Source organism: Cohnella herbarum (assembly GCF_012849095.1).
GTDB lineage: Bacteria > Bacillota > Bacilli > Paenibacillales > Paenibacillaceae > Cohnella > Cohnella herbarum.
Genome location: NZ_CP051680.1, coordinates 3099813 through 3124937, shown reverse-complemented (window position 1 = coordinate 3124937; position 25125 = coordinate 3099813). Strand labels below are relative to the sequence as shown.

27 protein-coding genes are annotated in these 25125 nt (G+C 50.8%); 22 read left to right on the top strand and 5 right to left on the bottom strand.

All coding sequences use genetic code 11. From position 1 onward, the window contains the following. Nucleotides 1-67 precede the first annotated feature (67 nt). The 9 genes from HH215_RS13835 to HH215_RS13795 all read left to right on the top strand — a co-directional run bounded on the left by HH215_RS13835 (nt 68) and on the right by HH215_RS13795 (nt 9955). On the top strand, nt 68-823 hold the full coding sequence (locus HH215_RS13835; RefSeq protein WP_169280449.1) for a Cof-type HAD-IIB family hydrolase: 756 nt from the start codon (nt 68-70) through the stop codon (nt 821-823). A gap of 4 nt (nt 824-827) precedes the next feature. After that, entirely contained in the window at nt 828-1313 is a 486-nt protein-coding gene (locus tag HH215_RS13830) for a DUF456 domain-containing protein (RefSeq protein WP_169280448.1), read from the top strand. A gap of 81 nt (nt 1314-1394) precedes the next feature. Next, nucleotides 1395-3020: a putative polysaccharide biosynthesis protein gene (locus HH215_RS13825; RefSeq protein WP_169280447.1), complete on the top strand. Its 1626-nt coding sequence runs from the start codon at nt 1395-1397 to the stop codon at nt 3018-3020. A 176-nt stretch (nt 3021-3196) separates the two neighbouring features. After that, nucleotides 3197-4756 carry a stalk domain-containing protein gene (locus tag HH215_RS13820; protein WP_169280446.1) on the top strand — a complete coding sequence of 520 codons (1560 nt, stop codon included), beginning with the start codon at nt 3197-3199 and terminating at the stop codon, nt 4754-4756. Between the two features lie 69 nt (nt 4757-4825). After that, entirely contained in the window at nt 4826-5176 is a 351-nt protein-coding gene (locus tag HH215_RS13815) for a thioredoxin family protein (RefSeq protein ID WP_169280445.1), read from the top strand. Nucleotides 5177-5432: 256 nt separating this feature from the next. Then, nucleotides 5433-6335, top strand: coding sequence for a COX15/CtaA family protein (locus tag HH215_RS13810; protein WP_254450475.1), 903 nt, complete (start codon nt 5433-5435; stop codon nt 6333-6335). Nucleotides 6336-6358: 23 nt separating this feature from the next. After that, complete coding sequence (locus HH215_RS13805) at nt 6359-8140, top strand: UbiD family decarboxylase (RefSeq protein WP_169280443.1); 1782 nt, start codon at nt 6359-6361, stop codon at nt 8138-8140. Between the two features lie 292 nt (nt 8141-8432). After that, complete coding sequence (locus tag HH215_RS13800) at nt 8433-9143, top strand: Cthe_2314 family HEPN domain-containing protein (protein WP_169280442.1); 711 nt, start codon at nt 8433-8435, stop codon at nt 9141-9143. A 41-nt stretch (nt 9144-9184) separates the two neighbouring features. Further along, complete coding sequence (locus HH215_RS13795; protein WP_174887686.1) at nt 9185-9955, top strand: SDR family oxidoreductase; 771 nt, start codon at nt 9185-9187, stop codon at nt 9953-9955. Between the two features lie 52 nt (nt 9956-10007). Here HH215_RS13795 and HH215_RS13790 read toward each other — a convergent pair whose 3' ends face one another. After that, a complete protein-coding gene (locus HH215_RS13790) occupies nt 10008-10253 on the bottom strand; it encodes a NifU family protein (RefSeq protein WP_115994096.1) in 246 nt (81 codons plus the stop codon). A 97-nt stretch (nt 10254-10350) separates the two neighbouring features. Here HH215_RS13790 and HH215_RS13785 point away from each other — a divergent pair, with 97 nt between their 5' ends. Further along, on the top strand, nt 10351-10617 hold the full coding sequence (locus HH215_RS13785; RefSeq protein WP_169280440.1) for a YuzB family protein: 267 nt from the start codon (nt 10351-10353) through the stop codon (nt 10615-10617). Here HH215_RS13785 and HH215_RS13780 read toward each other — a convergent pair. Both HH215_RS13780 and mqnE read right to left on the bottom strand, forming a co-directional pair. Continuing rightward, complete coding sequence (locus tag HH215_RS13780; RefSeq protein WP_169280439.1) at nt 10614-11672, bottom strand: NAD(P)/FAD-dependent oxidoreductase; 1059 nt, start codon at nt 11670-11672, stop codon at nt 10614-10616. The two genes, HH215_RS13785 and HH215_RS13780, sit on opposite strands and share 4 nt — an antisense overlap. 143 nt (nt 11673-11815) lie before the next feature. After that, entirely contained in the window at nt 11816-12919 is a 1104-nt protein-coding gene (gene mqnE, locus HH215_RS13775) for an aminofutalosine synthase MqnE (RefSeq protein WP_169280438.1), read from the bottom strand. A 273-nt stretch (nt 12920-13192) separates the two neighbouring features. Between mqnE and HH215_RS13770 the strand changes: the two genes are divergently transcribed. The 5 genes from HH215_RS13770 to sda all read left to right on the top strand — a co-directional run bounded on the left by HH215_RS13770 (nt 13193) and on the right by sda (nt 15834). Next, entirely contained in the window at nt 13193-13627 is a 435-nt protein-coding gene (locus HH215_RS13770) for a hypothetical protein (protein WP_169280437.1), read from the top strand. Between the two features lie 51 nt (nt 13628-13678). Continuing rightward, nucleotides 13679-14038, top strand: a complete 360-nt coding sequence (locus tag HH215_RS13765) for a HesB/IscA family protein (RefSeq protein ID WP_169280436.1) — start codon at nt 13679-13681, stop codon at nt 14036-14038. 226 nt (nt 14039-14264) lie between these two features. Beyond that, entirely contained in the window at nt 14265-14528 is a 264-nt protein-coding gene (locus HH215_RS13760; protein ID WP_169280435.1) for an aspartyl-phosphate phosphatase Spo0E family protein, read from the top strand. Between the two features lie 208 nt (nt 14529-14736). After that, on the top strand, nt 14737-15408 hold the full coding sequence (locus HH215_RS13755; protein ID WP_169280434.1) for a YheC/YheD family protein: 672 nt from the start codon (nt 14737-14739) through the stop codon (nt 15406-15408). A gap of 282 nt (nt 15409-15690) precedes the next feature. Further along, nucleotides 15691-15834 (top strand): sporulation histidine kinase inhibitor Sda, encoded by a 144-nt coding sequence (sda, locus tag HH215_RS13750; RefSeq protein ID WP_310735596.1) that lies wholly within the window; start codon nt 15691-15693, stop codon nt 15832-15834. 307 nt (nt 15835-16141) lie between these two features. Here sda and HH215_RS13745 read toward each other — a convergent pair whose 3' ends face one another. Continuing rightward, nucleotides 16142-17137: an NAD(P)/FAD-dependent oxidoreductase gene (locus HH215_RS13745; RefSeq protein WP_256376723.1), complete on the bottom strand. Its 996-nt coding sequence runs from the start codon at nt 17135-17137 to the stop codon at nt 16142-16144. Nucleotides 17138-17370: 233 nt separating this feature from the next. Between HH215_RS13745 and HH215_RS13740 the strand changes: the two genes are divergently transcribed. The 3 genes from HH215_RS13740 (at nt 17371) to aspA (ending at nt 20408) form a co-directional block, all read left to right on the top strand. Further along, nucleotides 17371-18564 (top strand): NAD(P)/FAD-dependent oxidoreductase, encoded by a 1194-nt coding sequence (locus HH215_RS13740; RefSeq protein ID WP_169280433.1) that lies wholly within the window; start codon nt 17371-17373, stop codon nt 18562-18564. Further along, the gene (locus HH215_RS13735) at nt 18564-18839 is read left to right on the top strand and encodes a hypothetical protein (RefSeq protein ID WP_169280432.1); all 276 of its coding nucleotides are present in this window, start codon (nt 18564-18566) and stop codon (nt 18837-18839) included. The genes HH215_RS13740 and HH215_RS13735 overlap by 1 nt, the downstream gene beginning before the upstream one ends. Nucleotides 18840-18989: 150 nt before the next feature. Continuing rightward, entirely contained in the window at nt 18990-20408 is a 1419-nt protein-coding gene (aspA, locus tag HH215_RS13730) for an aspartate ammonia-lyase (protein WP_169280431.1), read from the top strand. 103 nt (nt 20409-20511) lie between these two features. On the opposite strand, the gene hemQ is transcribed toward aspA, so the two are convergent. Then, nucleotides 20512-21258, bottom strand: coding sequence for a hydrogen peroxide-dependent heme synthase (gene hemQ, locus HH215_RS13725; protein WP_169280430.1), 747 nt, complete (start codon nt 21256-21258; stop codon nt 20512-20514). Nucleotides 21259-21456: 198 nt separating this feature from the next. Between hemQ and HH215_RS13720 the strand changes: the two genes are divergently transcribed. From HH215_RS13720 to HH215_RS13705, 4 genes are all read left to right on the top strand, one after another. Further along, nucleotides 21457-21768, top strand: a complete 312-nt coding sequence (locus HH215_RS13720) for a YuiB family protein (protein WP_169280429.1) — start codon at nt 21457-21459, stop codon at nt 21766-21768. Between the two features lie 19 nt (nt 21769-21787). Beyond that, nucleotides 21788-22192, top strand: a complete 405-nt coding sequence (locus HH215_RS13715) for a GtrA family protein (RefSeq protein ID WP_169280428.1) — start codon at nt 21788-21790, stop codon at nt 22190-22192. 135 nt (nt 22193-22327) lie between these two features. After that, nucleotides 22328-23818, top strand: a complete 1491-nt coding sequence (locus HH215_RS13710; protein ID WP_169280427.1) for a DnaD domain protein — start codon at nt 22328-22330, stop codon at nt 23816-23818. A 155-nt stretch (nt 23819-23973) separates the two neighbouring features. Further along, nucleotides 23974-24921 carry an ATP-binding protein gene (locus tag HH215_RS13705; protein WP_169280426.1) on the top strand — a complete coding sequence of 316 codons (948 nt, stop codon included), beginning with the start codon at nt 23974-23976 and terminating at the stop codon, nt 24919-24921. Nucleotides 24922-25125: the final 204 nt, after the last annotated feature.

Below are 25125 nucleotides of genomic sequence, written 5' to 3'. Positions count from 1 at the left end.
GGGTCGAAATGTGATAGAATGACGTTGAATTACATATGGATGACGGCAGCAGGGAGTGGAATGAAAGTTGGCATACGAGAGAGGACAATACCGCTTATTGGCTTTGGATTTAGACGGCACTTTATTGAACGAATCAAGCGAGATCAGCGATACGAACGCGGAATGGGTGAAGCATGCCGTAGACGCAGGCGTTACCGTGTGCGTGTCGACGGGGCGCGGGTTCAATAGCGCGCTTCCGATCGCGGAGAAGCTCGGTTTGGAATCGCCGATGATTACGGTGAACGGGGGAGAAATTTGGACGAAGCCCCATTCGTTGCACCGGCGAACGTTGCTTGACTCCAGTAAGGTGATGAAGCTTCACGCGCTCGCGGAGCAATATCCCGATGTCTGGTATTGGGGTTATACGACCGTGGATATTTATAATAAGGAACGTTGGGTCGGAGACACCATTGCGAGCGATTGGTTGAAATTCGGCTATTATACCGAGGACGTGCAAAGCCTTGGCGAAATCCTGAAGGAGATCCAAACTTGGGACGGCCTGGAGCTTACCAACTCTTCTCCGTTCAACATCGAAATCAACCCGACCGGGGTATCGAAAGCGACCGCGCTTATGGAAGTTTGCCGGATGTTAGGTTATGAAATGTCCGAAGTGGTTGCCGTCGGAGATAGCTTAAACGATATTGCCGCGATTCGCGCCGTCGGTCTCGGCGTAGCGATGGGGAACGCTCAAGACGAAGTCAAGCTTGCGGCTAACGTCGTAACGGGAAGCAACCAAGAGCATGGCGTTGCGCAGGTCATCCAGAACTATGTACTGAGGAAGTGATCGAATGGACATATTGGGTTGGGTCATCATTTCGGCATTGTTCGTAGTAGGGATGGCCGGAGCGGTTTACCCCATTTTACCGGGTGCTTTAGCGATTTATGCGGCTTTTTTCATCTATGGTTGGTTCTTCTCATTCGAGCCGTTCGGATTCTGGTTCTGGTGCATTCAAACGATTATCGTCGTTATTCTGTTCGTGGCCGATTACATGGTCAACGCCTGGGGCGTCAAGAAGTTCGGGGGCTCCCGGGCATCCGTCATCGGAAGCACGATCGGAATTCTGATCGGTCCGTTCGTGATTCCGGCGTTCGGTCTGATTATCGGTCCGTTTGCCGGAGCGGTGCTAGGCGAATTGATCCATGGCTCGGACATGAGCCGGTCGGTCAAAGTCGGCTGGGGCTCGCTGGTCGGCTTATTCACGAGCACGATCGTCAAGATCTTCTTGCAAGCGGGAATGATCGTAATCTTCGTCATTTGGTTAGTTACGAATTAAGAGGTTTCCCGCCCGATATTCCGCGAGAGGCAATAAATTCCGCTTTGAACCGAATAATTAACTCATTCCGAAGAGGTTCCCTTGAAAAAAGACACGTTACTCAAAAGTACGCTTATCCTCGCGGCTGCCGCGCTCGTGGCGCGGGCGTTGGGCATTTTCCAACGCGTACCGCTCGATTATCTTCTGAACGACTTAGGAAATATTTATTACAACGTCGCGAACAACATTTATTTATTATTGCTTATCGTGGCGACTGCCGGCATTCCTAGCGCCGTAAGCAAAATGGTGTCCGGTCGGTATGCCGTAGGCCGCGTGATGGAGGCGCAACAGGTTTATCGCGCCGCGATGCTGTTCGGAGCGGCGGCGGGCGTAATCATTACGATCGGATTATGGGTAGTCGCTCCTTTCGTCGCGGATACGATTCTGAAAGAGCCCGAGGCCGCGTCGGCGATCAGGGCGATAGCGCCCTCTTTGCTCCTGTTCCCGATGATCGCCATGATGAGAGGCTATTTCCAAGGGCGTCAGTTCATGACCGCTGGCGGGATTTCGCAAATCGTAGAACAGATCCTTCGGGTATTCGCCGCGGTTATTATCGCTTATGCCTTATATTCCATAGACAAGACGGATCAGCAAGGAATCGCATCCGGAGCTTCGTTAGGCAGCGTGTTCGGAAGCATCGGGGCATTTGCGGTTATGCTGTATTACGCTCGAAAACTAAAAGTCAGCGACCGGCTTGAGCCGCAAATTCAGAAGGATACTTCGAAAAGACTCCGTTTGCGGACGATTTATCGCGAGCTCTTCAACTTGTCCATTCCGATCGTCATGACCGCGATTACGGTTCAGTTGTTATACACGATGGACAATTTTATGATCAAATCGCTAACGGTCGGACATTACGATGCGGAGACGATTAACCATTGGACCGCGGTGTACGGAATGAACGCGCAATCGATCGCGGGTATCCCGATCATCCTAGCCGTGGCGCTCAGCCAGTCGATCATTCCGCTCATCTCGTCCGCCCACGCGGTAGGAGATAGTGCTCGGGTCGGCCATCAAGCTTCGCTTGCGGTCAGAATCGCTCTCTTCAGCGGAATGCCGGTCGTGTTGCTGCTCGGTATCGGTGCTTATAGCGTTAACGGTTTATTGTTCGAGAACGCGACCGGAAGCGCGGTCGTCGCGATGCTGACTTTAGGTACGTTATTCCAGATCGGCATGATGGTAACGAACTCGATTTTGCTGGGAATCGGGGAACCGAAGAAAGCAACTATGCATGCGATTACCGGGGTACTTCTTAAGATCGTTCTGAGCTTCGCGCTAGCCCCGGTGTTCGGGGTATACGGAATTATCGCCGGAACGACCCTATGTTTTATATGGGCTTTGTCCTTCAACATTCTCAGCTTGCGCAAGAGATCCAAGTTCAAGTTGCTCGGTGGGCGTTGGATCGGCTTCCTGTCGGCTTCGGGGATCGTAGCGGCCGCTATTGCTTTCGTAGAGTGGGCGATACTGGCCATCGGCGAGGGACTCCCTGACAAGCTGGCGTTCTTCCTCTCGTGCGCGGTGATGGGAGGCGTACTAGCGGTGCTCTATCCGGCGTTGCTCGTGTACATGCGCGTCGTAACCGCCGAGGAGGTCGCGACTTATCCTCGTCCCGTCCGCCGTTTATTGGCGCCTTTCATGAAGCTTCGCTCAAAAAGCACGGCAGGTTAAGCCATATAACGGAACATCTATAACCGGCGGTAAAGTCCGATTCGCGGACTTACAGCCGGTTTTGTTTGTTAACGGATAGGTATGGCAGGATTTTCATTACCCGCGTCGAAATTAAAGGGCACAAGTCTTCGGACTATGCATAAGTCTTACAGAAGTGTAAAGGGGAGAGATTATAAGTGAGTAGACGGTCCGTCAAGAAATTCGGAGTTTTGCTGGGTACGTTATTGTTAGCCATCATCGTCGGTTGCCAATCGGTCGGAGGGTTAAACCTCAACGATATGATTATGAAGCAGTTGGATGTTTCGGGGCAAGAGCAGTCGCAGCTATTCGAGCTGGAGCTGGAGTTTAACGATAAGCTGTTGTCCGAAGAGGATGCCGAGGTAACCGCTTTATTAAATGCAATGAAGAAGATCTCATTGAATATTTCCCATTCCAAAACCGACGACAAAGGAAACCTATGGATGACCGGAGTATTTAGCTTCGGTAAAGGGGATATTCCGTTTACGCTGCATACGGACAAGAAGGCTTTAAGATTCGATATAGGAGGCGCGAAACGCCCGTTTGTCTTGGACATTTCCCAACTGGGTTCGACTTTGGGATTGGGCTCCGCGTTCGGAAGCGATTCGGATAATCTGGAACAGGCGTTAACGGATTCCGCGCGCCAACTGATCAAGAACGTCGGGGCATATTTCGTGAAGGGGCTGCCGAATCCGCCGGTTATTTCCGTAGATCGGATATCTTTGCCGATTCACGGCGTATCGACGGACTTAACGAAGGTTCACGCGGAGATAAACGGTGAACAGCTCGGCGAATGGATTCCCGTCTATCTCGACAATCTGATCAAGGACAAGGAAGGTTTCCGCGCGACGTTGCAGGGGGTGCTTCAATGGATGAAGGAGCTCCCGCCCGAGATAAAAGAAGCGTTCGGCGGAGAAGAATTGCTCGAAGAACAATTCGATAGCGAAGCGGCGATCGAAGAAGCCGTGAACGAGCTATTCCCGCTAATGGAGGAAGCGCAGAAAGAATTGACGGAAGCGAGCAAGCAAGAAGAATGGAAAGAAATCTTCGATAAAGGAATAACGGCTAAAGCGGATCTGTTCGTCGACGATTCGTTGCGCCTGCGTAAATCCTCGATAGAAATCATTATCGCTCCGGCGGCTTTCTTGGATGAAGAAAGTCCCGTGAAGAGTATTCGGATTCGCAGCGACAACGAGATGTGGAACGTGAACGGGGAGATAGATATTCCAGCAGTACAGATTCCGTTGAACGCCCTGACGTTTGACTCCCTGTTTGGAATGGAGCCGTTCCAAGTCGTAAGGCTGTTCGAGGAAGATTCTGCGCTGTACGGGATTCTCAAAAACGATTTCAAAGCGGACGATCAATCGTTCGAACTAAGCAGCGAGTGGGGGATCCCCTTCATTGTCGATTCGGACGGAATTGCGTTCGTGCCGATAAGAGCGATTATGGAGGACTTCGGGGGGCGACTAATCGTAACTTCCGGCAAAGGGGAAATTCGCGTCCACGATCCCGCGACGGGGCAAGCGATCGATCTTCATTTAGGTTCGGCGGAGGCGAAGGTTAACGAAAAGCCGATAACGCTGGCGCATGAGGTGTTCGCGGACGGGCCGATCTCCTATATGTCGGCAGATGATTTATTAGGTATTCTTGGCGCGGAATACACGATTGAGGAGCTCGAGGACGGCGAGCTTATCCTGAAGGTGACAAGGGATTTGTAACGGCTTTTTGATCAACCCGGCGCAAGCGATTATAATGACGTCAAGAGTGAATGAAAGGTGGGGAAAACGATGCAACGGATTACGGATGAAGCCGCGTTTCGGGAACAAATCGCTGAGGACCGGTTGACGGTCGCTATTTTTAAGACGACATGGTGTAAGGATTGTCACTTTATCGATCCCTTCATCGCCGACGTTGAGGCTGCGTACGCGGACAGGTTGAAAATGGTGGAAATCGACCGCGACGATATGGAGGCCCTATGCAGCGAACTGAATATTCTAGGCATTCCGAGTTTTATCGCATTTCGTAAAGGCGAGGAACTCGTCAGGTTCGTCAGCAAGCTTCGCAAAACCCGCGAAGAAATCGAACGATTTTTGGACAGGGCGGTCGAGGTATCGGCTGCGTTGGCGAGCAACAAATAAGAATCGAAAACATAAGACCTCTCTTACCGCATCGGCGATAAGAGAGGTTCTTTGTCTAGGGGGAGCGTTAAAGCCAAATTAGGCAATAATATGGCTAAACCCTGCGAGCTTCCATTGTTCACATATTGAACATGGCTTTGAAAGTTGGGGTTCGGTATAATGGGAACTGGCCCCTTGCGCCAACTTTCACAAGAAATCGGGGATGGGCATGACTTCACAGAGATATCGATTATTGACCTTATTAAGTTGTATAGGAATGTTTTTGGTGCTTATTGCGGGCGTGTTAGTAACGAACACGGATTCCGGACGAGGCTGCGGCACGGACTGGCCTTTGTGCAACGGAAAGTTCGTTCCCGCGTATACGGTAGAGTCCATGGTCGAATATAGCCATCGGATGATCAGCGGACTTGTCGGATTGCTGGTCGGCGCCACTTATCTCGTTACGCGCTTCTGGAAGCCGGCTCGCCATAAGGAAAACTTGTTATATGCGGGCGGCGCGTTGTTGTTTACGATCATGCAAGCCATATTGGGTGCGATGGCAGTCGTGTGGGAACAATCATCGCTCGTTTTGGCGCTCCATTTCGGAATTTCCTTGTTAGCCTTCACCTGTACCTGGTTGTTATATAAGCTTGCGAAACGACAAACGTTACCGCAATCGGGACAATCCAGCTCGCAAGGCAAGAGTTTCGGCCAACATGCCGCCGTCAGCTTGCCTAAAGCCTTGTATCGCAGCATGTTAGCTTTGCTTATCTATTGTTATGTCGTCGTCTATTTAGGAGCCTACATCAGGCATACGAGCGCCGGAGGCGCCTGCGAAGGCTGGCCGTTGTGCAACGGCGCGATCGTTCCCGAGTTATCGGGCACGACGGGAGTCGCTTTCGCTCATCGGGTGGCGGCGTTATTAATGCTGATCTTCGTCGCGATCTTGGCTTTCTATGTCCGTAAAGTCGCAGGAACCGCTTCGGAGCTTACGTCGATCGCGAACAAATCGCTATTGCTCGTATTCCTGCAAGTGCTCAGCGGCGGTTTGCTATCGTTCACATTGACCGATGAAGACGTCTATATTTTTACCGGGTTATTGCACACGATCATCATTTCGGCGCTTTTCAGCATGCTGGTATTATTGGCGATTCGAACGAGGCAATCTTCTCGCGATTAGTTACTCGACTCGGAGGTTAGCGTATGATATTCGATTCTTTAAGGCCGTTTATTGAAGTATTACGTCAGAATAATGAACTTGTCATCATAGAGGCACCCGTCGACCCCGTGTTGGAAATCGCGGAAATCCATCGCCGCGTCATCGAGCGGGAAGGTCCTGCTTTGCTGTTCACGAACGTGAAGGGAAGCACCTTTCCCGTCGTTACGAATTTGTTCGGTACCCAAAAAAGGGTAGATCTCGCGTTCGGGCCGCGTCCGGAACAATTGGTACAACAATTGATCGGTTCCGTGGATTCGTTGTTGCCGCCCTCCTTCTCCGCCTTGTGGGGGCAGAAGAATATGTTCCTCGACTTGATGAAGGTCGGGTTTAAGAAGGTTCCTGGCGAACGCGCTCCCGTTCTTCAAGTGTCGCGGAGGGAGCGCCCCCTGGAGGGCATCCCCGCGATCACGAGCTGGCAAGAGGACGGAGGGCCGTTCGTTACGTTGCCGCTCGTCTATACGGAGCATCCGCATAACCGCAAGAACCATAACCTTGGCATGTATCGGATGCAAATCTTCGATGACCGGACGACGGGCATGCATTGGCAAATACATAAAGGCGGAGGATTCCATTACCACGAAGCGGAGAAGCGGGGAGAAGCCTTACCCGTGACCGTATTCTTAGGCGGCCCTCCGGCGTTAATCGCTTCGGCAATCGCGCCGATGCCGGAAAATATGCCCGAATTGATGCTTGCTTCATTGATTATGGGAGGGAAACTCCCGATGGCGGACAACCCTCTCGGCGGTCATCGGATTCCGGCGGAAGCGGAGTTTGCCATCGTAGGGAGGGTTCTTCCTCACGAAAGGAGACCGGAAGGTCCGTTCGGAGATCATTTCGGTTACTATTCCTTGGTGCACGATTTTCCAGTGTTTCAAGTCGACCACGTTTGGCACCGGAAAGACGCGATTTACCCGGCGACGATTGTCGGCAAACCCAAGCAAGAAGATTATTTCCTCGGCGAATATCTTCAGAGACTGTTGTCTCCGGCGTTCCCGATGGTTATGCCAGGGGTGCGCAGCTTATGGGCCTACGCGGAAACCGGCGTTCATGCGTTGGCGGCAGCGGTCGTACGCGAGAGCTATTCCAGGGAAGCGCTGGGCACCGCCTTCCGGATTCTCGGAGAGGGTCAGCTATCGTTGACCAAGTTCTTGATCTTGACGGACAAGCCGATGGATTTAGCCGATTTCCCGTTGCTGTTGGAAACGGTTCTGGAGAGATTCGATCCGTTCAAGGATTTGTTCGTATTCGATCAAACTTCGCACGATACGTTGGACTATACGGGGCCTCGATTAAACCACGGAAGCAAAGCCGTTCTGCTCGGCGTCGGAGATCCCGTACGCCAGCTTCCGGGAGAATATACGGGAGGCACGATACCGGGTATTCACAAGGTTAAGCCGTATTGTCGCGGCTGTCTGGTCGTCGAGGGGGCTTCCTATGCGGACGATCCGGAGCTAGGCTCGAGACTTGCGGAGCGATTATCCGAGGAAAACAGTCCTTGGCCTTTAATCGTTATCGCGGATGACGCGGATATTGCCGACGGCCAAACCGCATTCTTGTGGGCGACGTTTACGCGCTTTAATCCGGCCGCGGACATTTACGCGGTTAGCGATGCGGGAAGACATCATATCGGCTACAGGTTGCCGATCGTGATCGATGCGCGGATGAAACCGGGATATCCGGACGAGTTGTTTCCGCGCGAGGATATCGTTAAACTGGTCGATGACCGGTGGAAGGAATATTTCCAATCCGCGAATTGGAAAGGTTAATCACGGAGGAGACGGCGTCTGCGCAATCGTTATTGGTTGAGCGTGCCGTCTCTTTTGCGTTACAATGGAACAATGAGTTTATAAAAGTAATTCAAAAAGCCATCTTCTGATCACGAAGTCATGCAAGGAAGCGTGTTCGACATCGAATCTTGGATTCAGCCGGGCCTTCCGGTGCTCACGTAGGTTTCGCCTACGCTCCGCTCCTCATGCCCTGGCTTCTTCCAACCTTCTCGGTGCTGAAAACCTGACTTTTTGAACCTGATCTATATAAATCGTGGCAGGAGGAACGGAATTGCTGAGATTGTTGTTCGGAGAACAGCCGAAAGAGTGGACGGGCATATCGCTCGACACGGTACAACTGATAGAGCGTTTCGGATTGCGAACGACCGAGATCGCCGACCGATTGCCGGAGCATTCCGAGAAATTCCGCACGTACGCGATCTGGGCGGAGGGGCTGCTGCGTTCCTTGGACGAGCTTGAGCAAAGCTGCTTCGCGGCCAAACGTTATGCCGAACTTATCCGCCATAATCATATGGACGAACTATCGGATGAAGAAATCCTTAGCTATAATAGGCACGTTTATTTCGATAAGAACGCCTATATCCGGGTTTTTGCGTTGCTCGATAAGCTCGGAACATTGTTAAATCATCTCCTGAAACTTCGTACCGAACGAATAAAAGCTCATTTTTCCTATTTTACGGTGCTCAGAAATTTACGCGAGAATCATCTGCATATGGACTTGATGAAACCGCTCAACGAATTAAAAGAGCGCAGCCAGGTCGCGATGAGCAGGCTTCGCAATCGACGGAACTTGGAAATTCATCAAATGAATGCCGAGCTTAAGGACGATCTTAACCAGAGTCTTGCCAACGGCGGGGCACGGAGGACGATAGAGGACTTGATTGCCAATATGGCCGATTTGGAGCAAAGCTTGGACATGGTGGTGGGTTCGTTAAACCATTCGTTCCGTTATGCATGCAATTGGTTACGTAATTACGATTAAGCTTGTCATGGGATCATGGGTGGAGGGATGGCTGGGTGAAGCTGTTGGGCAGAACGGCACTGATTACGGGGAGCGCCAAAGGATTGGGAAGACGGACGGCATTCGAGTTGGCTTCTCACGGCTGCGATTTAGCCATTAATTACGTGACCAGCCGCGAAGAAGCGGAGGAACTCGTATACGAAATTACCGCGATGGGACGCAAAGCCCATGCGATTCAAGCGGATATCGCCAAAGCCGACGATGCCGAGCGGCTCGTTTCCGAAGTGGAGAACAAACTCGGCGGCGTTGATATTTTAATCAATAACGCGGGGCCGTTCATTCGGGAGCGACGCCTGTTCGCAGACTATAAAACGGAAGATATCCATTATTTAATGAACGGAAACCTGGTCGGCACGATGCTCATGGATCATCGGGTGTTACCGGGAATGAGAAGCAGGCAATGGGGCAGAATCATTCATTTTGGATTCGGGCATGCTTCCGAGGCGCGTTCGTGGCCTCATCGCGCGGTATACGCGGCGGCGAAGGTCGGGCTCGTCTCGTTCACGAAGACGCTCGCGGTCGAGGAGGCCGCCAGCGGGATCACCGTCAACATGATTTGCCCGGGGGATATCCGGGGCGGGAACAAGGAGAAGAGCATCGTGGACGTTGCCGGGATACTGGACGACGAATCCCCGCGCGGACGTCCGGGTACCGGCGAAGACGTCGCCAGAATGATCGCGTTCCTATGTTTGCCCGAGTCGGATTTTATTACGGGCAACACGATCGACGTATCCGGAGGATTGGATCCCATTCGTACCCATCTTAAGAGATGACAAAAGGCCCTGCCGCGAGGGCAGGACCTTCTTCACTTCTGGATAAGAAGAATCAGAACACTTGAACGACTTCCTGAATGCCTTCGACTTCTTCCAGCAGAGCGCGCTCGATACCCGCTTTGAGCGTGATCGTGGAGCTAGGGCAACTACCGCATGCACCCATAAGGCGCAATTTGACGATACCGTCCTCGATGTCGACCAGTTCAACGTCCCCGCCGTCGCGTTGCAAGAACGGACGCAATTTATCGAGAACGTCAATGACCTCATCATACTGCGTGCTTGGAGCATTTGTACTCATGATCATCAACTCCTTTCAACTTCTATTATAGTACAAAAAGTCGAGTTTTCAAACAGACGCTTGTTAGCATTATGCTTAAGGAAAGGAAATAGAACCTATGCATATCGTGGAGTTCTGCGTAAGTAATATGCACCATGGAACCGATGGGGTGCTTAAAGAGCTGGAAAAGCTTCCTCATATCGAAGTTATCGAGTATGGTTGCTTAGGCAACTGCGGCGAATGTTACTTATCCCCTTACGCTCTGGTGAACGGGGAGAGCATCGTCGCGGAAACGGCTGATCAGCTATATGGTTTGGTACTTAGCGCCATTGAAGAACAAGAGCATAACAGAAGCGCTATGGATAAGCTTCTGGACGATCTTTAACCGAAGTGGCGTTTGCTCTTCCAGAGCACTCCGGACTTGAGCATACGCGGAATTCGGCCGAGAAGCGGAGTTGCTCCCATTAAACCGAAACCGGCTTTTTTTCCTAGAGAACCGAGCACGCCCTTAAGCTTAATTCGAGGGAGCTTCGGTTCTTTATTGTCCCAGCGGGTACGAATGACTTCGGCAACCTGCTTGCCTTGCGCTCCCGCAAGCTGCGCGCTAGGGGAGAATGGTTGACTGGAGCAATCTCCGATCACGTACACATGCTGCGCGTCCGGCAATTCGTGCCATTCATTAACGATCAGACGACCTTGGGCATCTTTCGGAAGCGACATTTTTTGCACAAGCTCTACGGGTTGAATACCGGCCGTCCATACGGTCACATCCGTGATGATCGATTCGTTGCCGTTATGAATGACGCCATTTTCCAATGCGGTAATTCCGATGTGGGAACGCATTTCCACGTCGTGTTGACGAAACCAGTCGGCAACGTATTGCTGCAATTTTCCCGGAAACGCGGACATGACGCTATTCCCGCGATCGAGAATGCGGATATTGATATCCGAGCGGGCTTCACGCAGCTCGGCGGCGATCTCGACGCCGCTTAAACCGCCGCCGACGATCGATAATTGACCGTAGGGACGGATGTCGTTAATTTGTTGAAAGGTACGTCTTGTAGCCGATAGGGACTGGATGCTACAGGAATAATCCGCAGCGCCGAGAATGCCATGGTGATTGTCCGTGCAACCGAGAGCGATGACCAACGAATCGTAAGACAGCGGCTCTTGTTCCGAGATATGAACGAGTTTATTTTCCAAATCGACATCGAGAATATTCCCGTAAACCATTTGCAATTGCGGATGGGCGGGGAAATTCACGCGAATTTCCAAGTCGGCTACGGTTCCTGCCGCTAAAGCATAATATTCCGTTTTTAAGCCTTGATAAGGCATGCGATCCACGAGAAATAATTGGACATCGGCCGGGAGATGCTCAATCAGCTCCTGAATGACCATTTGTCCTCCGTAACCTCCGCCTAATACGACGACCTTACTCATACGTTGATCTCCTTTTATCGTGTGTTCAAAAAGCCGGTATCCAGCATCGGACAAGAGGGAGGCTTTTTGAACAATCTTTTATGTCGGTTTGCCTTAGTATGACACAGAAGAGCCCCCGTCTACCCGACGGGGAACTCAGGGGATTATTCGTATATTTTCATCTCGTTATAGAATGTGTCGCGTTCGACCGGGATACGCCCGGCGCCTTTGATCAACCAGACCAGATCCTCTCTGGTAATGCCGGCTGGCGTCAAAGCCCCCGCCGCATGGCTGATTTTCTCGCGAACGATCGTGCCATGAGCGTCGGATGCCCCCATTGTAAGCGCTACCTGCGTCAATTGGGTACCGATATTGATGAAGTAGGCTTTAATGTGCTGAATGTTATCAAGCATCAATCGGCTGATCGCAATGGCTTTAAGATCGTCGTAAGCGGAATTTCGCCGGCGAATGCTTGCTTTAGGACTGATCGGTTGCATGGACAGCGGGATGAACACTTGGAACCCGTTCGTCTCGTCTTGCAAATCCCGGATATGAATCATATGCTGGACTCGTTCTTCCAGCGATTCGATCGATCCGTATAGCATCGTCGTGTGCGTACGTAATCCAAGTTGATGAGCCGTACGATGAACGTCCAGATACTGCTCGATGTTCGCTTTGGTTACGCGCATTTTTTTGCGATATTGATCGGACAGAATTTCTGCTCCGCCGCCCGTTAAGGTTTCCAGTCCGGCTTCGATCAGGCGTTCTAGGACTTCCTTGAAGCTTAAACCGGAAATACGGGAGAAAAATTCGATTTCCGCCGCGGTATACGCTTTGATCGTCACGTTCGGATACTTCGCCTTGAGCGCCCGAATAGACTCCACGTAATACTCGAACGGTACGTTCGGGTTATGTCCGCCGACGATATGGAATTCGCGAACGCCAGGATGAATGTGCTGTTCCACGTAATCGATCATTTCCTGCGGGGATAACGTATAAGAGCCTTCTTGTCCCTCATCTTTACGGAAGTTGCAAAACGCGCAATGAGCTTCGCAGACGTTCGTGAAGTAGAGACTCATGTTTTCGATAAAATAAACCTTCTTGCCGTTCTTTCTTAAATTAACCTCGTTGGCCAATTGCCCGATTGTCAACAAATCATCGGAACGGTAAAGAAATACGCCATCCTCGAAAGATAGCCGTTCGCCGTTCCTGACTTTATCGGCGATTTCGGCCATTTGGCGATCGGGGTGCGTCGTAACGAGCGTCATAAGATGCGCCTCCTGTAACCCATTATTCTGATTCTTAGTAAGTACGAATAATGTCGCATAAGTTTGTGAAAAAAATAACTAGTATAAATGCGTACAAATCCTTCGTGAACAACTGTAAATATTATAAACCCGAACGTTAACCTCGGCAACTGGAAATAGAAAACGTATAAAGGTTGGCAAAATCGGGAATGAACTTGAATAATAAACAAATTATGGTTATGTTAGTAGTGAAAATATTGAACAAGGCGGTGTATTAACCTGAAACCCGAAATTTTGCCACTTAGCGAACTTGAAAAGCTGGACGAGGCAGAGAAAATTCAAACATTACAGCAGTATCGGGCGGCATATACGATTAAAGATTTAAGTCAAGCTTGGAGCTTGTCCAATCCGATTCAATATTACATGTGGCTGAAGAAACAAAGAATATACGAGCAAATCGTCCGTCGAGCGGATAAATTCGAGCCTTCGAAGGAATGGAAGAGAATGCAGGAGTCGGAAGGACGGGAAATCGAGAGAAGCCGGTTAAGGGATTTGTCCGCGGATCAATTTCGCTACATGCTGGATACCGATTCTACAGGACCCGAACTTGCGATGGTATTCCGGCGGTTAGCCGATTTCCTTCAGAATGAAATGGGGCACTTTCGTTGCCGAATAGAGCTGAAAGCACTCGCCCAACAAATTGCGGGCGATACCTCTCTTGAGGCTTAACACTCTCTAGGGTATACTGAAGAGAGTACACGCAAGGGGGAGGAACCGATAATGGTCAACATTAGCGAGTCTGCAACAGGCAAAATTCAAGAAATGCTGGCGGCGGAAGAGATGCCGAATATGTTCTTGCGCATTGGCGTCCAAGAAGGCGGATGCAGCGGGTTCTCGTACGGCATGGGTTTCGACGACGAGCTTCACGAAGGCGACAATGAGATGGATATTCACGGCGTTAAGGTCGTCGTTGACGGAGATAGCATGAAGTATTTGAACGGACTTCAGATCGATTGGAAAGAATCAGCCATGGGCGGGGGCTTCACCATCAACAATCCGAATGCCACCGCGACTTGCGGCTGCGGATCTAGCTTCCGTACGGCAACCGCTGCGGGTAATCCGGCTGCTGATCCTTGCTAATTGACAGCGAAGGAATGACTTAAGATAAAAACCTTCTGAACGGCGAGCGAATGTCTCGTCGATCGGGAGGTTTTATTTTTATGGAATTCACGCCTTGTTCAATAAAAACTAACAATTGCTTAATAGTTTTCCATGAACTTTCCAAAAGATTGGCGATTATGATCGATATACAATCCAGAAAACCGGAATATTCGCTTGAAATTGATTGCAGGGAGGAGGTAGCGAAATGGAGAGTAAAACGAAATTATCAATAATCATGCGGAGAATCGAGAATTTGCGAAATGAGATGGTTCAAAGCTTTTTGCAGAACGGCACCGATATGAGCAACCCGCAAGTGCTTCGTCTGTCTCGGCTACTCGACGATCAGCTAAATAAATACGAACGCTGTAAACGCGAAATAAAGTCCGGCAGTTCTAGTCCGACCGTGAAGTCACCGCTATTTATTTTCCGCAATCCCCATGTCGTAAGCCAATCCGGTCATTGCTTCTAATCGATGATTTGCTGCCATAGGCAATCGTAACCATCGTTGAAGCGTTATCCCAATCGTTCGGCACAATAGGCTATCCATGTTCAAGGCGATAGTCGAATGGTTAACGCTTGAAAACAAATAGAGGCGAATCTCCGGCGACATCCATCCAAGAACCTGTCCGCTTTAGAGAGTATGTATAAGTATACCCTCAGGAAAGGAGCCTCAATGGATGGAAGTTACGATTAGCAGGCAATTGGCCAGCAAGTGGCTGAAGACCAACACTTTGCTTTCCAATCCATACATTGCCCGGCATATTCCGCCTTCGCGGTTGTTTAACGCGGGGAATTTGCGCACGATGCTGTCGCGTTACGGGATGGTTGTCGTGAAGCCGGTTCGCGGAGCAGGGGGAATCGGCGTTATGAAAGTCGAAAGCATAGGCAGATCGTATAGGCTCACACATAAATCATCCAAACGGACGTTTTCCAGCTTCGATGGACTTATGCGCGCACTGAACGCCTCCCGAAGGAAACGCTCTTATTTGATTCAGAAAGGGATACATCTAGCCACGATCGGCGGACGGCCGATCGATTATCGGGTTAAATACGTCAAAATGAACGGAACATGGACTTATCGTTCGATGGTTGGCCGTTTGGCCAGAAGGGGATTGTTCGTCACGAATCTGTGCCGGGGCGGAACTCAGATGACCGCCGCTCAGGGAATAAGGCGTTCGCTCTCGTCACGGCTTGTCGGACCGAAGAAACGACAAATGCGACAATTGACGAATGCTTCAACGGCGCTACTGGAGAGTCGTTATCCGGGTATCGGGTCGCTAGGCTACGATTACGGAATCGACCGAAACGGACATATTTGGATGCTGGAGGTCAATACACGACCGCAGTAGTTGTCTTGAAACGACAGTCTTTTCTATAGATTCCTCTAATTGAATAATTTGCGGTCATGAAAGTTATTTATCCTCGATTTGAAGGGAAGCTTTCTTGTAAACTGTGTATAACTTCATCCACAAACCGCACAAAGCTGACAAAGGTCTACAGGCATTTTTCAACAAATTGCACACATATTGCGCACACCCTTCTGTGGATAACCGGCAAGCTTGTCCGTGAAGTTGGGGACATGCTATGATGCCTTCACAAAGCTCCCAATAAAGAAGGAAAGGGTGTGCGCGATGTTGCCTTTACTGTCCGATGACCTGCTATTGGATGCCTATCAAAGCGCGATTCGTTTGCAATTAGAAAGAGAGTTTGTACGGATGCTTAGGTCCGAGATTAAACGGAGAAAACTGTTCGTTCCGGAAGAACGGGGTTTCTAGATATGCCAAGCGGTTATTTCTACTGTAAAAGAGAAATGGCACGCGCTGCAGCGAACGGAATGCTGACAGGCTGTCTGGTCGGAGATTGCGGTTGTTGCGGCGTTCGATATGGGGAGGAAGGGTTCATAGGGGGAATACGGACCGCTCCAATCGTTCCAACGACCTTCGTCTTCGGCTGCGGAACCGCAATTCGGACAAGAAACCTCTAGGGGGTTTAAGGCATTGCAGACTGGACAAATCATAAGGGCATCCTCCTTAGGAGCCGGAATTACTCCGGTTTACCTCAGGTAGGATGCCCTTTTGTCGTTTATAATTTCATATTACTGCTATGTCCGGGAGACAGCTTCGCATTCGGATCTACGTATACTTTAGCGTTGTTGATCGCAGTTGGCGCCTCCCCGAATCCGACGGCAATGAGTTTAAGTTTACCGGGATAGGTCGTAATATCTCCCGCGGCGAAAATGCCCGGGATATTCGTCTCCATCCTGGAATCGACGATAATCGATCCGCCTTCGATGCTAAGCCCCCATTCGGCGATCGGGCCAAGCGAGCTAACGAAACCGAAGTTGATAATGACGGCGTCGACCGGATGCTCGGTAACGGCACCGGATTTCACGTCGGTTAGCGTTACCCTTTGAATCGATTCTTCTCCGTGAAGCGCGGTGATCTCGGTCGGAGTAATGACTTTTACTTTAGACTTCATTAATAATTCGACGCTATGCTCGTGAGCGCGGAATTTATCCCTGCGATGAACCAAGATGACTTCTTCGGCTATCGGTTCGAGCATTAATGCCCAATCGAGCGCGGAATCTCCGCCGCCGCTGATGAGAACTTTCTGATCGCGGTAACGTTCCAGATCGCTAACGAAATAGTGCAAATTGGATTTCTCGTATTGTGCCGCTTCCGGTAATTCCAACCGACGAGGCTCGAATGCCCCGACTCCAGCCGTTATAATAACGGCGCGTGCATGATGGACGCGTTTATCGGTAACAATTTCAAATAGGCGTTCCTCGAGCTTGGCGACTCGAACGACTTTTTCTTCCAAATACAGTCGGGATTGAAAATGCTCCATTTGGCTTTTCAAGTTATTGACCAACTCTTGAGCCGTTATTTTCGGAAACCCCGCGACGTCATAAATATATTTCTCGGGGTAGAGGGCTGCGAGTTGACCGCCGAGTTGTGGCATGCTTTCGATAAGACTTACGGACATTTGCCGCATTCCGCCATAGAAGGCCGCGAACATCCCGGCGGGGCCTCCGCCGATAATGGCAACGTCTACGGCAGGTTCGATACTTTGGTTCAATGGGGTGACACCTCCGTTATTGATGCCGAATCTTCGTTTTCATTATAAACTTGTGTTCGAACCATGGAAAGTCATTTGTAGAGATGTCCAAATTAATTCGTGAAAATGAACCTTGAAAATTGTTGGAAAAGCTTATATGATTACTTTGTAAATCTCCGTTAAAGTGACTTAACGAAGAACATTGTGTAATTTTTCACAAACTAAACACACACAAGGATTGGATGGGATCATCAATGAGCAGTATACCGAAAATTGTTATCCTGGGAGCAGGCTACGGCGGCGTACTCACCTCGCTTCGACTGCAGAAGGAGTTAAATTATAATGAAGCCGATGTAACATTGGTCAACAAACATGATTACCATTACATCACGACTCACTTGCATATGCCGGCAGCAGGGACGGACAATCCGGAAAATGCGAGAGTGAACATCTCCAAATTGATCGACGAATTCAAAATCGACTTCGTGAAATCGACGGTCGTGCAAATTCGTCCGCAAGACCGCAAAGTCATTCTCGAAGACGGAACGCTCTCTTACGATTATTTGATCATCGGTCTCGGCGGCGAATCCGAAACGTTCGGAATTCCGGGATTGGGCGATTACGCGATGAACATCCGGAGCATTAACTCCGTTCGTTTGATTCGCGAGCATATCGAATACCAATTCGCTCGTTTCAAACGCGAACCGCACCGTACGGATTACCTGACTTTCGTCATCGGCGGAGCCGGGTTTACAGGTATCGAGTTTATCGGCGAGCTTGCCGATCGCGTACCTGAACTGTGCAAACAATTCGACGTGGATCCATCGCTCGTTAAGATCATCAACATCGAAGCGGCTCCTACGGCTCTTCCCGGTTTCGATCCGGAGTTGGTCGAGTACGCTATGCAAGTGTTGCAGAAAAAAGGCGTTACGTTCCGCATCGGAACGGCGATCAAAGAATGTACTCCGGACGGCGTAATCGTCGGCGAAGGAGAAGAAATCAGATCGCAAACGGTAATCTGGACCGGTGGCGTACGCGGTAACCGCCTCATCGAAGAAGCGGGCTTCGAAACGATGAGAGGCCGCGTGAAAGTAGACGAATTCTTGCGCGCTCCTGGCCACGAGAACGTCTATATCCTGGGCGATAACTCCCTCGTATTTAATCCGGAGGGACGTCCTTATCCGCCAACCGCGCAAATGGCTATGCAACAAGGCGTTAATTGCGCGCATAACCTGGTTGCGTCTATCCGTAACCAACCGTTGAAAACTTACGCGTTCTCTAACAAAGGTACGGTTGCCTCGCTTGGTAAAGGCGAAGCGATCGGCGTAGCTTTCGGCAAGAAGTATAAAGGCCGCGTAGCTGCATGGTTGAAAAAAGCGATCGACATTCGTTACCTGTTCATCATCGGCGGAATTCCGTTAGTGCTGCGCAAAGGTAAATTCTTCTAATGAGACACTGCAGCGTGCAAGTGCGGGGCCTGTTAACACGAAATGAACTGGACCGTTACAATGCGCTGATGGAAGTGGGCTCATTCCTGGAATCGCAGAACCGATACGATCTTGTCGCGACGGTCCAAGCGGAAGTGGATCTTCTCATTCAACCCGGTATTGAACGGTTGAAGGAGAAAGGCCGGGCGCGGGATCGGATGACCCAGGAGTATTTGGAAGAAAAACGACTCGCGGAATGGGAAGCTCAGATGCGCGAATTGGATAACGAAGATTAAGTCTACAATTTCGGATTACGAAGCTCTCATGATTCAATCCAGCCCCTTAACGAGCAGCATAAGCTCGTTAAGGGGTTTTTCGACGTGTTATGGCACTGCATTCGGTGTAGAATAGAGATACAAACCGCATTTCGAAGAGGAGAGATAACGTTGTCATCCAGAGTCGAGAAGGATTCCATTGGAAGCAAAGAGGTGCCGAATTCGGTTTATTACGGCATTCAGACGCTAAGAGCCGTCGAGAATTTTCCGATTACCGGCGTAGCCGTGCACCCCGAGCTCGTTATCGCGCTGGCTCGAGTGAAGAAATCCGCCGCACTGGCGAACATGGAGTTGAAGCGGCTTCCTCATTCTATCGGACAAGCTATCGTGCAAGCCTCCGACGAGGTGGCGCAAGGACAATGGGCTGACCAATTTATCGTCGATTCCATTCAGGGCGGAGCCGGGACGTCCATCAATATGAATATGAACGAGGTTCTCGCCAATCGGGCATTGGAGATCATGGGGCATCGAAAGGGAGATTACTTCCATTGCAGCCCGAACAATCACGTGAACATGTCGCAATCGACCAACGATGCGATTCCGACCGCGTTAAGAATCGCGGCGCACGTTCTGACCGACCAACTGCTCGCGACGATGAGGGAAGTACGCCAAGGTTTCGAGCGTAAAAGAACCGAATTCGATGACGTCATTAAGATGGGGAGAACCCATCTTCAGGATGCGGTTCCGATCCGGATGGGACAAGAGTTCGGCGCGTACGCTAAAGTATTGGATCGGGACATCGGCCGGATTCATAGAGCCGCGGAGGGTTTGCTCTCCGTTAATATGGGAGCGACGGCGGTCGGGACGGGGCTGAACGCGTCACTTGAATACATTGAACTCGTCGTTAAACATTTAGCGACAGATTTGGATCTCCCGATACATTCAGCAGCCGATTTAGTCGATGCGACCCAGAACACGGACGCGTATACCGAGCTTTCCGCGGCGCTTAAAGTGTGCGCGGTTAATTTGTCTAAAATTTGCAACGATATCCGTTTGATGGCTTCCGGTCCTCATGTCGGACTGAACGAAATTTCTTTACCCGCCAGGCAGCCCGGATCTTCGATCATGCCGGGTAAAGTCAACCCTGTCATGGCTGAGGTCGTTAACCAAGTGGCCTTCCAGGTCATGGGCAACGATCTTACGATCTGCATGGCTTCCGAAGCCGGCCAATTCGAGCTCAACGTCATGGGGCCGGTTATCGCCTTTAACCTGCTGCAATCGCTTCAGGTGATGCAAAGGGCGCTAGACGTCTTTAACCGGTTCGCGCTGGAAGGCATGGAAGCGAATAGGGCCAGATGCCAAGCTTACGTCGATCAAAGCTTCGGAATCGTGACGGCATTGAATCCTCATCTCGGTTACGATGTCGCGGCGCAACTGGTGAAGGAAGCGACGGCGACCGGAATGACGATTAAGGAGCTCATTCTGGAAAGGAACTTGCTGACTCGGGATGAAATGAACGAAATTCTGGATCCGGTGCAGATGACGTCTCCGGGAATCGCGGGGGAAAGATTGCTGAAGGATCAAGATTAGGCGCGAGCCGGGCATAATATATCGGTCATGAGAGAAGTTATGATCGCAAAAAAGACCGTGGAAGCTCTCGTATTCGGAGCAAACACGGTCTTTTATTCGGAATTTATTGTTGCAGCAGCCGAGTCAGCGATTCGCCGGTCAGAAGATTGCCGACGTAGAACGCGCCGAACTCGCCGTAACGGGCGCTCACTTCATCGAAGCGCATTTCGTAAACGAGTTTCTTGAATTGCAAAGCATCGTCGGCGAACAACGTCACGCCCCATTCCCAATCGTCGAACCCGACCGAACCGGAAATGATCTGCTTCACTTTTCCGGCATACCCGCGACCGATCATGCCGTGGCTTCTCATCAGCGTTTTACGATCTTCCATCGGGAGCATGTACCAGTTATCTTGCAAGTCGCGTTTCTTGTTCATCGGATAGAAACAGATGTGCTTGCTCTTAGGCAGGATCGGTTTGAGACGGGCGACAATCTCGGGAACCTGCAACGGATCGACGCCGGGTGCGGCCATATAGTTGCTAAGCTCCACTACGCTAACGTATGAATACTCCTTGCGGGTAAATCGGGCAAAGCTTGAACGGTTGAACGAGTTCTCGATCGCATTCAGCTCTTCCAGCGTTTCCCGAAGATGCATGAAGATGAGGTCTGCTTTCTGCCCTACGATAGAATAGAGTGCCAAGCTTCCTTCTTTCCGCGCTTCGACGGCTTCCCAATCGGCCACCAAATTCGAAAGCTCGTTTAATGCGGTATCCTTCTCTGCCGGAGTAGCGGCATTCCAAGCTTGCCAATCGATACTGCGCAAGTCGTGCAATACATACCAGCCATCCAACGTTTGAGCTGCTTCACTCATCTATAATCTCTCCTTGTCCAACCTGTTTTCTCCCATTGTAGCCCAATCGGAAGGGAGGGGGCAAACCGTAGACTTCGCTATGTTCCGTAAAATAGATCACTTCCGCTTATTGTTCACATCCCATTCACACCCTGCTCGTTGACTGGCGCGGAACCAACTTGTAAACTGGATAAGTACACTATTTTGGAGGGACGCACAATGACCGGTGGAATACTCGGCGGGATATTATTCGGAATCGTCGGCTCGTTACTATGCCTGGTACTCTTTTTCGGTATCGGTTTCATATTGAACATGCTTATCAAAACAACCTGGTTTCCGCTATGGTTGTTCCTGATCATCATAACGCCTCTGGGCATCTGGCAATTATGGCAGGATGACCTGACCGTCACGGACAATATACAATCGCTGCTCGTATCGGATATGATATTGATCGTGGCTGGAGCGGTCGGCGCTTATTTAAGCGGCTGGGCGATCAGGGCGCTACGGCGCGGCGGGTACAAAATGTTCTAATAAGATAAGGAGGAGTCGAATGCTCCGATTATCTGAACGCATGAAGTTGGCGAAATACGCGCTCGTGGGCGGTTTGAACACGGGGGTGGATTTCGCCGTTTTTTGTGCATTCGTATACGGGTTTGGAATAGGATCGATCGCGGCGCAGACGGTATCTTATCTAGCGGGCGTGGCGAATAGCTATTTGTTGAACCGATATTGGACGTTTCAAGTGAAAAGCAAGCGGAATATGGCGGAGCTGGTTCGATTTATCGTGATCAACATCCTTTCCTTCGCCGCGGCTACGGCGCTGTTGCTCGGTTTGGAGCAGTGGGGTGCCGAGTCCGCGCTGGCGAAGATCGTATCGGTCGCGTGTTCGCTCGTCGTCAATTACGTCGGCTACCGATTATGGGTGTTTCAAGCTCGGAGGATGGACTCCGTCTAGTCGGATCACGCGGGCTATGGGCGATTTCGTTCGGTCCACCGCAAGGAGAAGACTTATTTTACATCTCTCCGGGAGGGTTGTTTTATGCTACAATAGAACAATCATTCATTTGTGAAAAGAGTTGTCGGTCCCGCTATGCGCGTGTCGAATATTATGGAGTTTACGGAGAATCATCGTTATTTTACCAGTCGTGATTTTGCTCTCAGCGGATTGGATCGTAAATTGTTTGTCTCCCTCTATCAACCGATGGTGGGGGCGATTTCGGCCGCTTTTTATCATTTGCTCTATCATCGGTTTGCGGAAGATTGCACGGGGTATTCCTCGCCCGAACCGCAGCGCGGATTGTTCCTAGGGCTCGGATTGGAACTTAACGCGGCCGGTCGCCAAACGGCGATCGATGCGGCTTCCCGGCTGGAAGCCGTCGGACTGCTACAGGTATACCGCAATCATAATCCATTAACGGAAGAATCGCTGTACGAGTACGTGCTTCTGAAGCCGTTAAGCTCGGCCGAATTTTTCTCCAACTATCATCTAACGCTTCTGCTAAGAGATAAAATTGGCAAGAGCGCCCTCTTAGAGCTTCGCGAAGAGCTCGCGATCGAGCAACCGCCGGAATTAGCCCGGTTCGTTAACCGCGAAGAGGCGACCGTGCCCTTCTACGAAATGTTCCGCATCAGTTCGGGCGCCACGGATCCGGAGCTTGAGATCGGTTGGGCGGAGAGCGCGAGCGCGCGAGAACGAACGCCTGCCACTAAGCAACAGGAACGGATACGACATAGCGAGATGATGCTGAGGTTTCCGCGAGGCTCCGCTAATCGCGGCTATGTGGAGCGACTTAACCGAGCGCCTGAATCGATGGCCCAACTGAACTATCTGGCCTATAAATTTAATTTGGAAGTTCCCGAAATTTGCCGCCTTCTCGATGAGGACGGGATCTTTCATCCCGACGGGACGTTAAATTGGGACGAGCTTCAGAACCGGGCGAATCTGATGTATCGCCAAGATCGGAAGCGAGACGAAGAGCGCGAACGTTACTTGTCCCGCGGGGAGGAACGCAAGCCTTCCGACGCTGGCGAAACGGGGCAGGTAAGCTCCGAATTGCAGCTGGAAATCCCGAAACGGTTTCAGACGGACGTCTCCGTCGAACGCTATAACGAGATGCTTCTGCGGGAACCCTACACGAGGATGCTCGAACGCTATTTTCCGGGGGCCGTTCCGGATGCTTTCGTCGGGATTTTCGAGCGGATAGATATCAATTACAAGCTGCCCGAGCCTGTCATTAACGTTCTTATTCATTACGTCTTTTCTATGGGGCATGCCCAGCGCTTAACGAAATCTTTCGTCGATTCCATAGCATCCAACATGTTGGCCAAGGGGATCGACACGTTGGATAGGGCGGTTCAATACATACGCGAGCAAGAAAAACTGAATGCTGCGTTGGAACGAAAGCGTCGGGGCGAAGAGCCTGCGCGCGCGGGCGGGAATTCATTCGGCTCGCAAGGACGGAATACGCGGAGAAAACCCGCCATGTCGGTCGTTAAGGATACCGGACCGACTCAACAGGTCACGCCGGAAGAGTTAGAGAAAATGCTTGAGCTTGCTAGGGAGCTCAAGGGGAAAAGCTAATTCGCCGATGATGCGGATGAGCCGAACGACCAAGCCTAAACGGCTATCGTCGGTTTAGACGGCGAAGGAACGTTTATGACGGAGGTACTTCAGAAAAGAATGGTGCCACGGCGGCATGTTTGTCTGAATGACTAAACAAAAAGGGGGAACGGGAAATGGAATCTTTGGGAGAGGCGCTCCGCCGCATGCCAAGCTTGCAGCGTGGCAACGCGGAACAAATCGCGAATCAGGTACTCAACGACCCGCTCGTACTAAAGCTGCGTTCCCGTTATCCCGAACTGGACGAAACGGTGCTGCGCTCTAACTTAAACCGGTTATATCAGATGACTACCGAATATCGGGCTTGCAAGGAATGTCCGGGACTTGCCAAGTGCCCGAACGATATGCAAGGCCATTCTACTGGAATCAATTGCGTTGAAATCAACGGACGTTGGCAAATCAACGATTACAAAACCGCTTGCTCCAAATGGACGGCCAACGAGCAGCAGGAGCAGATTCGTCGCAGGATTACGAGCTTCTACGTCGATGAAACCGTATTGGGAGAACATTACGACGAAGCGGAAATGATAAAGCTCGACGCCAATCGGATTCTTGCCGTTAATAAATTGCAGAATTACGTCAGCACGACGATTAATCAAGGCTTACAGAAGCAAGGGTTATACTTAAACGGAGACTTCGGCACGGGCAAAACCTACTTGGCAGGTTACTTGCTTCAGAGGCTAGCGAAGGAAGGCTTCTCGGGCGTAATCGTGTACATGCCGGAGTTCGTTGAGGATGCCAAAGCGCTCATGTTCGAGCCGCAAAAGCTCAAAGAAACGATTACGCTTATGAAGGACGCCGACCTTCTCGTCTTCGACGATATCGGCGCCGAGAATTTGACCCCGTGGGTCAGAGATCACGTGCTCGGAGCGATACTGAATCATCGGATGAATCGCAAGCCGACCTTCTACACGTCGAACCACGACCTTGACGACTTGGAGAGGCATTTCAGCTTCACGCACAAGGAAGGCGAAGAAATGCACAAAGGTCAGCGGCTGATGGATCGCGTGCGTCCTTTCGTCGACGTGATCCATGTTAGAGGCAGGAATCATCGGGGATCGTGATCCCTTCAATACGGGACTAATTCAGGCAACAACTCTCGAATTCGAGGGTTGTTTTTTTATGCGACAGGACCATAGACTAATTTCCACGGTTAGCTTGCTGCCAGCGGCTTGTAAGGGCTCAGTAATTGGAAGGAAGATAGGCGGAAAATCCGCAGGAGGACTCACTAAAAGGGAAATAGGCGGAAATTCCGTCTAACTTGGGCG